The organism is Pseudomonas kitaguniensis, assembly GCF_049199985.1.
Taxonomy (GTDB): Bacteria; Pseudomonadota; Gammaproteobacteria; order Pseudomonadales; family Pseudomonadaceae; genus Aquipseudomonas; species Aquipseudomonas kitaguniensis.
Window position 1 is genome coordinate 101,075 of sequence record NZ_JBLZPT010000019.1, and the last position, 10,129, is coordinate 111,203.

A 10,129-nucleotide genomic window follows, 5' to 3' on the forward strand; every position below is an offset into this window, starting at 1 on the left:
TCCCAACCGCTTAGCGGAACGGCGGTTCGTCGAAGCTGCGCAGTTTGCGCGAGTGCAGCGAGTTGAGTTCGGTGCGCAACAGGTCCACCGCCTCGATGCCGATTTTCAAGTGCTGGCTGACCGCACGCTCATAGAACGCGTTGGCCGAACCCGGCAGCTTGATCTCGCTGTGCAGCGGTTTGTCCGACACGCACAACAAGGTGCCGTACGGCACGCGCAAACGGTAGCCTTGCGCCGCGATGGTGCCGCTTTCCATGTCCACCGCCACCGCGCGGGACAGGTTGATCAACGGCCGTTCCTGCGCCCAACGCAGTTCCCAGTTACGGTCGTCGTAGGTCAATACCGTACCGGTGCGCAGGCGTTTTTTCAGCTCCTCGCCTTTTTCGCCGGTCACGTTGGCAGCCGCCTGTTGCAAGGCCATCTGCACTTCGGCCAGCGCGGGTATCGGGATGTTCGGCGGCACCACGCGGTCGAGAATCCCGTCGCGGCGCATGTAGGCGTGGGCCAATACGTAGTCGCCAATGGTTTGCGATTGGCGCAAGCCGCCGCAGTGGCCAATCATCAGCCAGCAATGCGGGCGCAGCACGGCCAAGTGGTCGGTGATGTTCTTCGCGTTGGACGGGCCGACGCCAATGTTCACCAGGGTCACGCCGTGGCCGTCAGAGGCCTGCAGGTGATAAGCCGGCATCTGATAACGGTGCCACACCACGCCTGCGGCAATCGCCGAGGCTTCGCCGTGGTCCATGCTCTTGTCGATGATCACGTTGCCCGGCAACACCATGCGAATAAAACGCGGGTCGCTGCGCAGTTGCTCCAGGCCATGCACGATGAACTGGTCAACATAACGGTGGTAGTTGGTCAGCAAAATCCACGGCTGCACATGCCGCCAGTCGCTGCCGGTGTAGTGCACCAGGCGACGCAGGGAAAAGTCCACACGGGCGGCGTCGAACAGCGCGAGCGGCAGCGGGTCGGTGTTTTCCCAGTCATACAGGCCATCGGCAATGCCATCGGTGGCCGCCGACAGGTCTGTGCTGGGGAACACCCGCGCCAGCGTCGCAGCAGTCACGCCGGAGCCTGCGAGTTCGTCGCCCTGCTCCACCACATACGGGTATGGAATGTTCTGTTGGCTGACGCCCACTTCTACCGTCACGGTGAAGTCGTGCATCAACGGCACCAGTTGCTCCAGCAGGTACTTACGGAACGCTGCAGGATGGGTGACGGTGACGCTGTAGGTGCCTGGCAACTGAACCTTGGCATACGCGCGGGTGGTCTGTGGGACTTCGCCGTGGCAGTGGTAGGTCAGGCGCAGTTCCGGGTAGCGAAACAGTGCGCGTTGTGCGGCGTCGGGTTCGACGCGGTCCTTGAGGTATTGCTTGAGGGCTTGATTGAGCGCGCCGGTGGCCTGCTCATGCAGAGCCGCCAGCCGGTCCACGGCTTCTTCAGCGGTTTGAACGACAACAAAAGCTTCGGTCACGGTAAGCATCCTGTGTTCTGACGTGCAGGCCTTTATCTTGCCTGTATCGCGGCCTCACTGAAACAGCGGAAGTGGAATGCACTTAATAATGTGAGAAGGTCATTGTGGGAGGGGCTTGCTCCCGATGGCGGTGGGTCAGTCAAATCATGTATCAACTGATTCACCGCTATCGGGAGCAAGCCCCTCGCACATTTTGATCGCGTGGGGTCAGACGGTGGGTGTGGAGCGGGCGACGATTGCCTCCACGTCCACCCCGCGCGGCAAGGTGCCGTAGGCCCGACCGGATGAGTCGCCCAAGCGGCTGGCGATAAACCCGTCGCTGATCGCCGCGTTACCCGCCTCCAGCAACAGCTTGGCCTGCAACGCCACGGCAATGTCCTCGGTCAACTGCCGCGCGCGGTACTGGATAGCCTGAGTGTCCATAAACGCCGACTTGAGTTGCTCGATGTGCCGCGCCAACGGCTTGTCGCCATGCCCGTCACCCAGTTCAACAAATAACGCCTCCAGCACACCCGGCTCTTTCGACAACGCCCGCAGCACGTCGAGGCACTGCACATTGCCGGACCCTTCCCACGTGGAGTTCACCGGCGCCTCACGGTAAAGGCGCGGCAGGATGCTGTCTTCGACATACCCCGCGCCGCCCATGCACTCGGCAGCTTCATTGATCATCGCCGGTGCGCGCTTGCAGATCCAATACTTGCCCACCGCCGTGACCAGCCGGGCGAATTTGGCTTCCTGCTCATTCTCCAGGTGGTCCAGCGCGCGGCCCATGCGTAGGCTCAAGGCCAGCGCCGCCTCGCTTTCCAGCGCCAGGTCGGCCAATACGTTTTGCATCAGCGGATGCTGACTGAGGACGCGCCCGCCGACCGAGCGATGCGCGCAATGATGGCTGGCCTGGGTCAGTGCCTGGCGCATCAGGGCGCTGGAGCCGACCATGCAGTCGAAGCGGGTCATGGCGACCATTTCGATAATGGTCGGTACGCCACGCCCCTCCTCGCCGATCATCCAGGCCAGGGCGCCACGAAACTCGACTTCGCTGGAGGCGTTGGAGCAGTTGCCGAGTTTGTTTTTCAGGCGCTGGATGTAGAACTGGTTGCGCGTGTCATCCGGGCGCTGCCGGGGCAGCAGGAAACACGTCAGGCCTTTGTCGGTCTGCGCCAGGGTGAGAAACGCATCGCACATCGGCGCCGAGCAAAACCATTTGTGCCCCACCAATTCATACGCCTGGCCGGGGCCGCCCGCGCCCACGGGATAGGCGCGGGTGGTGTTGGCGCGCACATCGGTGCCGCCCTGTTTCTCGGTCATGGCCATGCCAATGGTGGCGCCAGCCTTGTGCGCGATGCCGACGTTGCGCGGGTCGTATTCGGTGTTGAGAATTTTCGGCAGCCAGGTCTGTGCCAGGTCCGGTTGCAGGCGCAGCGCCGGCACACAGGCAAAGGTCATGGTCAGCGGGCAGCCGGTGCCGGCTTCGGCCTGGCTGTGCAGGTAGGTCATGGCGGCACGGGCCACGTGCGCGCCGGGCTGCGGATGCGCCCACGGCAGCGAAGGCAAGCCGTGTTCGACCGCAGTGCGCATCAGCTCGTGGTACGCCGGGTGAAATTCCACCAGGTCGATGCGATGGCCATACCGGTCATGGCTGTTGAACACCGGCTTGTGCTGGTTTGCCAGAAACCCGGCCGCCATCAATGGCCCGCCCGCCAACGCGCCATACGCGTCGATGCGCGCCTCGGCCCAGCCGGCGCCAAAGCGGCGCGCCCACGCTTGCAGCGGTACGTCGATGCGGTACAGGTTGATGCCGTCCAGCGACGGCGGCTGATTGGTGACGTCGTGGGTTTCAGCAAACTGATGCAGGTTCATGACAGGCCTCCTGAAAAGGGCCACGCCGAATGAGGCCCAATTCCAGTTAAGCACCGTCACCGCGCTTAAAAAAGTGGCAGACGCGCCGAATACTCGGCGCTTTCACCCTCTGGCAGGCACAGTACGCGGCGCTCCATCACGGCCTGTAGCGCTTCGAAACGCACCGGTTTGGCCAAGTGGTCGGTGATGCCGATGCCATGACAGCGCTCACGCTCGGAGGAATTGAGCGACGAACTCAAGGCAATCACCGGCAACTCACCGCCGCCAGGCAGCGCACGAATCTGACAACACAACGAGAAACCACCTTCAGGCACATCGAGTAAAACCGCGTCGACGTGTTGCTCCTGCAAGGCCGTCAACGCGGCCGGCCCGCCGTCCACGGTTTTCACCCTGTAACCGAGCTTGAGCAACATGCCGCGCACCACCAGTTGGCCGACGCTGTTATCGTCGACCAACAGCACCGTGCAGGCTTGCGGTGCACGCTGCAGGCGCGGCTCCGTTGCTGGCGTTGTTGGCTCGGGCTGCACCGGGCTGACGTTCATTTCCAACTGGAAACGGCTGCCCTTGCGCGGCTCGGAGTGATGGGTCAGGCGCCCGCCCAACAGCTCGATCAGTTGCCTGCAAATCGCCAGGCCGATACCCAAGCCGCCGTATTCGCGGGTCATCGAGCCGTCGACCTGAAAGAAGCGTTGATACAGCGTGGCCTCGTCGAGGTAAGCGAAGCCGATGCCGCTGTCGGTCACAATAAAGCTCAGGCGCAACTCGCCATCACGTTGCCCAACACCGACCACGCGCACGCGCACGGCGCCTTCGTGGGTAAATTTGAAGGCGTTGTCCAACAGGCAGTCGAGGCACTGGATCAGTTTGCCAGCATCGCCGATCACGCGGTCCGGCAACTCATCCGCCACGTCGATGGAGAACTCCAGCCCCTTGCTCTGGGCGCTGGCGCTGAATTGCTGGCGCAACGTGTCGAGTGCGCCGCGCAGGCTGAACACTTGCGGCTGGGCCGTCAGGCGGCCGGCTTGCAGTTCGGTCAGGGTAAGAATGCCGTTGACCATGCGCATCATGTCCCGCGCAGAACCGGCGGCGGTTTGCTGGTACTGCGCGAGGTCTTCATCCAGCGGCACGGTTTGCATCAATTCCAACGAGCCGATCACGCCGTTCATCGGGGTGCGCAGTTCGTGGGTCAAGGTCGCAAGGAATTCATCCTTGAGCCGGTTGCTGCGGGCCAATTGCAGGTTGAGCACTTCGAGCTTCTGGCTGGCGTCCAACAAGATCTGCGCTTGCTGCTCGCGCATACCGTTGATGCGATCCGCCAGGGCCAGCGAGAGCAGCGCCACTTCAATCGCCGAGCCGATCTGACTGGCGTACATGGTGAGGAACATGTTCGGCAAATAGCCCAACACCATCATCGTATTGACCAGCCCGCCGAGCAGGAACGCCGACCAGGCGATGATGAAATAACGCGCCATGCGCTGGCCGCAATACCAGGCCTTGATCGCGGCAATAAATATGGTCACGGTAAACACCAGCGCCAAACCAGTCGCCAGGCGCAAGGCCACGGCGTAGCTGGTCAGCAGCGCCAACACCATCACCACCCCGCCACAGGCCGCCAGCGCGAGCAATATTCGGTTGAGCCAGCGGCTGTGCTGCGCGGTGTGCAAAAAGCTGCGCGCGAACAGGCTGCCGAACAGCGCCGCCGAGCCGATCAAAAACGGTACCGCCGCATTCGCCCACCACGGGTTGTTCGGCCACAAATGCTCCACGGCCACGCCGTTCACCGACAACTGGTAAAGGCCGAACGAGGCGATATACAGGATGTAATAGAGGTAGCTGGTGTCGCGCACGCTGAGGTAGATGAACAGGTTGTAGACCAGCATCCCCAGCAGCACGCCATAAATGGCGCCCAGCACATACAGGCGCAGCGGTTGTTCTTCCAGGTACGCGGTGCCGGCCCACAGCGTCAGCGGGGCCTGGATCGAGCCTTGGCTTTGCAGCCGAAGGTAAACGGTCTGGCGCTGGTCGGGCACAAAGTTGAGCTTGAACAGGTAATTGCTCTGGCGCACATCGCGGCTGGAAAACGGCAAGGCGCTGCCGGTGCGGGTGGTCAGCCGGTAGGTGCCGGTGCCGTCGTTCTGGTACAGGTCCAAGTGATTCAGCGGCGGGTAAGCCAGTTCCAGAAACCAGGTACGCGGGGCGCGCGGGTCAGTGGCGGTGTAATGCAGGTCGACCTTGAGCCAGAACACCGAACGCGAATAGCCGGCGTTCAGGGTGGCTTTGTCGTGGGGCTTGAATTGAGCGGCGTACGCGGGGGAGCTGACGTCAGCGATGGTAAGGGCGTCGGTCGGGTCTTCGAGCACTTGCATAACCCGGCCCAACGGCAGGCTTCGCGTGCCTGGGTTGAACTCGACGGCGCTGGCGAGCATCGGCAGCCCGCACAATAGTAAAATCATTAGATAGCGCATAGAGCCCCAGCGTGGCCTGCCCGGTTATGTCAAAAGCCCCTCTTCCTTTTGAGTAGACGTATACCGGCGATACAGTAAGTTGTTTAATTCCACTTTAGCATAGCCCGTAAAGGCCATTAGACACCATTGAAATGATTTTTTGAAAGGCTCTAGCACAAGGCTTTCAGGGGTTTTAGGGCGATCTTAACGTGCTAGCAAATGGCTATGCTCGCACGCAGGCCTGGACGAAATTCTACCCTCGCCACACGGCCACGCAAAATGCGTTTGGTGGTAAGCTCGCGCACCATGAATATCTACAGTTCTCGCCCCGTTGTCCTCTGTCTCTCCGGCCATGATCCCAGTGGCGGCGCCGGCTTGCAGGCAGATATTGAAGCCCTGCTGGCCCAAGGCTGCCACGCGGCGCCGGCCGTCACCGCCTTGACCGTGCAAAACACGGTTAATGTCAGCGATTTTCGCGTGCTCGACCGCGAGTGGGTATTGGCGCAAGCCAATGCCGTGCTCAGCGACTCCGAAGTGGCGGCGGTCAAGCTCGGCATGCTCGGTTCCACGGCGATGGTCGACACCGTGGTCGAGCTACTGCAGGCGCACCCGCACCTGCCGGTGGTGTGCGACCCGGTGCTGCGCGCTGGCGGCGGCGGTAGCCTGGGCAAGGACGAAGTCGGTTACGCGATGCGCGAGCGGCTGTTGCCGTTGTCGCTGATCGCCACGCCGAACCTGCCTGAAGCGCGCATCCTCGCCGAGCTGCCTGAAGGCACGGCAGACCAATGCGCCGACACACTATTGCCGTTTATCAAGCATCTGCTGATCACCGGCGGCCACGGCGACGAGCACGAAGTGCACAACCGTCTGTATAGCCGCGACGGCACGCGCCAGACCTTTACCTGCCAGCGCCTGCCCGGCAGCTATCACGGTTCAGGCTGTACGCTCGCCAGCGCGCTGGCCGGCCGGCTCGCGCAGGGCGAAGGCCTGGTCAGCGCGGTGCAATCGGCGCTTAACTACACGTGGCGCACCTTGCGTGACGCGGAGCAACTCGGCCAGGGCCAGTTCGTGCCGCGTCGGCTGCCGCTGGATTTCTGCTCGTAATACCAAGGGACTTGCCCGATGAAACTACGTGGCCTTTACGCCATTACCGACAGCCAATTGTTGGCCGGCAAATTCCTCGCTTACGTCGAAGCGGCGTTGGACGGCGGCGTGACCTTATTGCAGTACCGCGACAAAAGCTGCGACGAAGCGCGCCGCCTGCGTGAAGCCGAGAAGCTGCGAGAACTGTGCTCACGCTACAAGACCCAGCTGATCATCAACGATGACGCTGAATTGGCCGCGCGCCTGGGCGTCGGCGTACACCTGGGCCAGACCGACGGCCCGCTGACCGCGGCGCGGGCGTTGCTCGGCTCCAAAGCGATCATCGGCGCCACCTGCCACAGCCAGATCGAACTCGCCGAGCAAGCCGCCAAAGAAGGCGCCAGTTACGTCGCCTTCGGCCGCTTCTTCAATTCCACTACCAAGCCCGGCGCACCCGCCGCCACCGTTGAAATGCTCGCCCAGGCCCGCGCGCGCGTGCAGTTGCCGATCTGCGTGATCGGCGGCATCACCCTGCAGAACGCCGAGCCGCTAGTGGCCCACGGCGCCGACCTGCTCGCGGTGGTGCACGGCCTGTTCGGTGCCGACAGCACCCAGGAAGTCACGCGCCGCGCCCGCGCCTTCAACGACCTTCTTAAATATTCAGTTTAGAGAGCCCGATCATGTCCCGTTCTGAAACCTTGTTTGCCGATGCCCAGAAACATATCCCCGGCGGTGTTAACTCCCCGGTGCGCGCGTTCAAAAGCGTGGGCGGCACGCCGTTGTTCTTCAAGCATGCCGAAGGCGCTTACGTCACCGACGAAGATGACAAGCGTTATGTGGATTACGTGGGTTCCTGGGGGCCGATGATCCTCGGCCACAGCCACCCGGACGTGCTGGACGCGGTGCGCCAGCAACTGCAACACGGTTTGTCCTATGGCGCGCCGACCGCCATGGAAACCGAGATGGCCGACCTGGTGTGCTCGATTGTGCCGTCGATGGAAATGGTGCGCATGGTCAGCTCCGGCACCGAAGCCACCATGAGCGCGATTCGCCTGGCGCGTGGTTTCACCGGCCGCGACAGCATCATCAAATTCGAAGGCTGCTACCACGGCCACTCCGACAGCCTGCTGGTGAAAGCCGGCTCCGGCGCCCTGACCCAAGGCGTGCCAAGCTCGGCCGGTGTACCTGCGGCGTTCGCCAAACACACGCTGACCTTGCCGTTCAACGACATCGCAGCGGTTGAGCAGATGCTCAGCGAAGTCGGCGAGGAAGTCGCGTGCATCATCGTCGAGCCAGTGGCCGGCAACATGAACTGCGTGCCACCGGCGCCGGGCTTCCTCGAAGGCCTGCGCGAGCAGTGCGACAAGCACGGCGTGGTGCTGATTTTTGACGAAGTGATGACCGGTTTCCGTGTCGCCCTCGGCGGCGCCCAGGCTTACTACGGCGTCACGCCGGACCTGAGCACCTTCGGCAAGATCATCGGCGGCGGCATGCCGGTAGGCTGCTTCGGCGGCAAGCGCGACATCATGCAACACATCGCGCCGCTCGGCCCGGTGTACCAGGCGGGCACGTTGTCGGGTAACCCGTTGGCCATGGCCGCTGGCCTGACCACCCTGCGCCTGATCAGCCGCCCGGGCTTCCACGCCGAGCTGAGCGACTACACCACCCGCCTGCTCGATGGCCTGCAACAACGCGCCGATGCCGCCGGCATTCCGTTTGTCACCACCCAGGCTGGCGGTATGTTTGGCCTGTACTTCAGCGGCGCCGACGCCATCGTCACCTTCGATGACGTGATGGGCAGCGATGCCGACCTGTTCAAACGCTTCTTCCATTTGATGCTGGATGGCGGCGTTTACCTGGCACCGAGCGCCTTCGAAGCCGGCTTCACGTCGATCGCGCATGGCGATGCAGAGCTGAAACTGACCCTGGATGCTGCCGAGCGCGCCTTCGCGGCACTGAAATAAGCGGCACGTAAGCTGACGTTACGCGTGGCGACGTCAGAATTTGCTATTTTGCTGACGGTGATTTCCTGCATTTCTTGAGAAATCACCTGCAATCCGGCAGATAACTTGCCCAAGCAGCAGAAAAACGAGTAAAGACTTTGTAAGCAGGGGCCTGCTTATTTCATAATGCGCGCTTATTGGACTCCCCGAGGGTCCGCGCGCCCCGTCAGAGGTAAGTCGATTCCCATGAAACGCACCGGCCGCACCCTGGTTCTGGGCTGCCTGTTGCTCCTTCAGCCGCTGCTGGCACATGCACAAGCAGGCGGCAACTCGTTGTTAATCCCAGCGATGGGTCGTTGCACCCTCAATACCCAGCCAGACAGCCAGGCAGAAGCCCTGAGCGCGTGCCAGAAGCAGGCCGAAGGCGGGGATGCGCAGGCGCAATACGAGTTGGGCGCGTACTACCACGACGACAAAAACCCTGCCCGCGACCTCAACAAAGCCTTGAGCTACTTCGAGCAGGCTTCGTTGCAGGGCCACGCACAGGCGCAATTTCAGCTGGGCAACATGTTCTTCAAAGGCGAAGGCGTGCCGGCCAATAACGTTCAGGCGTACATCGTGCTGAAAATGGCCGCGGTCAACGGCGCCGAAGACGCGCTGGACACCGCCGACGAAGTCGCCGAGCACATGCAGCGCGATGAGCTGGAAGTGGCGACTCAGGTGCTGGGGCAGATTTTCCGCAATTACCTGCAGGAATTGCAGAGTGCCGATGGGCGTTCACCCTTTTCGCCGTTGCCTTAGATTTTTAGTGGCTTAAGGCCTTATCGCGAGCAAGCCCGCTCCCACATTTGACTGCATTCCAGCATGGGAACTCGGTCTACTGTGGGAGATTTTCCGCAATTACCTGCAGGAATTGCAGAGTGCCGATGGGCGTTCACCCTTTTCGCCGTTGCCTTAGATTTTTAGTGGCTTTAAGGCCTTATCGCGAGCAAGCCCGCTCCCACATTTGACTCATTCCAGCATGGGAACTCGGTCTACTGTGGGAGATTTTCCGCAATTACCTGCAGGAATTGCAGAGTGCCGATGGGCGTTCGCCCTTTTCGCCGTTGCCTTGGATTTTTAGTGGCTTTGAAGGCCTTATCGCGAGCAAGCCCGCTCCCACATTTGACTGCATTCCAGCATGGGAACTCGGTCTACTGTGGGAGATTTTCCGCAATTACCTGCAGGAATTGCAGAGTGCCGATGGGCGTTCACCCTTTTCGCCGTTGCCTTAGATTTTTAGTGGCTTTAAGGCCTTATCGCGAGCAAGCCCGCTCCCACATTTGACT

General features: G+C 61.8%; 7 protein-coding genes and 2 pseudogenes. 6 read left to right on the plus strand and 3 right to left on the minus strand.

Annotated elements, in window-relative coordinates; genetic code table 11:
* Positions 1–10: 10 nt before the first annotated feature.
* From amn to ACOZK9_RS21010, 3 genes are all read right to left on the minus strand, one after another.
* Positions 11–1,483 (minus strand): AMP nucleosidase, encoded by a 1,473-nt coding sequence (amn, locus tag ACOZK9_RS21000; RefSeq protein ID WP_152747946.1) that lies wholly within the window; start codon positions 1,481–1,483, stop codon positions 11–13.
* 198 nt (positions 1,484–1,681) lie between these two features.
* On the minus strand, positions 1,682–3,331 hold the full coding sequence (locus ACOZK9_RS21005) for an acyl-CoA dehydrogenase family protein (RefSeq protein ID WP_421556475.1): 1,650 nt from the start codon (positions 3,329–3,331) through the stop codon (positions 1,682–1,684).
* A gap of 65 nt (positions 3,332–3,396) precedes the next feature.
* Positions 3,397–5,796 carry a hybrid sensor histidine kinase/response regulator gene (locus ACOZK9_RS21010; RefSeq protein ID WP_152750064.1) on the minus strand — a complete coding sequence of 800 codons (2,400 nt, stop codon included), beginning with the start codon at positions 5,794–5,796 and terminating at the stop codon, positions 3,397–3,399.
* A 285-nt stretch (positions 5,797–6,081) separates the two neighbouring features.
* Here ACOZK9_RS21010 and ACOZK9_RS21015 point away from each other — a divergent pair, with 285 nt between their 5' ends.
* The 6 genes and pseudogenes from ACOZK9_RS21015 to ACOZK9_RS21035 all read left to right on the plus strand — a co-directional run.
* A complete protein-coding gene (locus ACOZK9_RS21015; protein WP_058413847.1) occupies positions 6,082–6,879 on the plus strand; it encodes a hydroxymethylpyrimidine/phosphomethylpyrimidine kinase in 798 nt (265 codons plus the stop codon).
* 18 nt (positions 6,880–6,897) lie between these two features.
* On the plus strand, positions 6,898–7,527 hold the full coding sequence (gene thiE / locus ACOZK9_RS21020) for a thiamine phosphate synthase (RefSeq protein WP_152750066.1): 630 nt from the start codon (positions 6,898–6,900) through the stop codon (positions 7,525–7,527).
* Between the two features lie 11 nt (positions 7,528–7,538).
* Entirely contained in the window at positions 7,539–8,822 is a 1,284-nt protein-coding gene (gene hemL, locus ACOZK9_RS21025) for a glutamate-1-semialdehyde 2,1-aminomutase (protein WP_058413845.1), read from the plus strand.
* Between the two features lie 225 nt (positions 8,823–9,047).
* A complete protein-coding gene (locus tag ACOZK9_RS21030) occupies positions 9,048–9,602 on the plus strand; it encodes a tetratricopeptide repeat protein (protein WP_152747951.1) in 555 nt (184 codons plus the stop codon).
* Between the two features lie 76 nt (positions 9,603–9,678).
* Positions 9,679–9,759: pseudogene (locus tag ACOZK9_RS27485) on the plus strand (tetratricopeptide repeat protein); the annotation flags it as partial.
* Positions 9,760–9,994: 235 nt separating this feature from the next.
* Positions 9,995–10,075: pseudogene (locus ACOZK9_RS21035) on the plus strand (tetratricopeptide repeat protein); the annotation flags it as partial.
* Positions 10,076–10,129 lie beyond the last annotated feature (54 nt).

Bases quoted from the DNA above. Each gene is read 5' to 3' on its own strand.
- ACOZK9_RS21030 (WP_152747951.1), top strand. From the start codon at position 9,048: ATGAAACGCACCGGCCGCACCCTGGTTCTGGGCTGCCTGTTGCTCCTT.
- ACOZK9_RS21010 (WP_152750064.1), bottom strand. From the start codon at position 5,796: ATGCGCTATCTAATGATTTTACTATTGTGCGGGCTGCCGATGCTCGCC.
- hemL (WP_058413845.1), top strand. From the start codon at position 7,539: ATGTCCCGTTCTGAAACCTTGTTTGCCGATGCCCAGAAACATATCCCC.
- ACOZK9_RS21005 (WP_421556475.1), bottom strand. From the start codon at position 3,331: ATGAACCTGCATCAGTTTGCTGAAACCCACGACGTCACCAATCAGCCG.
- thiE (WP_152750066.1), top strand. From the start codon at position 6,898: ATGAAACTACGTGGCCTTTACGCCATTACCGACAGCCAATTGTTGGCC.
- amn (WP_152747946.1), bottom strand. From the start codon at position 1,483: ATGCTTACCGTGACCGAAGCTTTTGTTGTCGTTCAAACCGCTGAAGAA.
- ACOZK9_RS21015 (WP_058413847.1), top strand. From the start codon at position 6,082: ATGAATATCTACAGTTCTCGCCCCGTTGTCCTCTGTCTCTCCGGCCAT.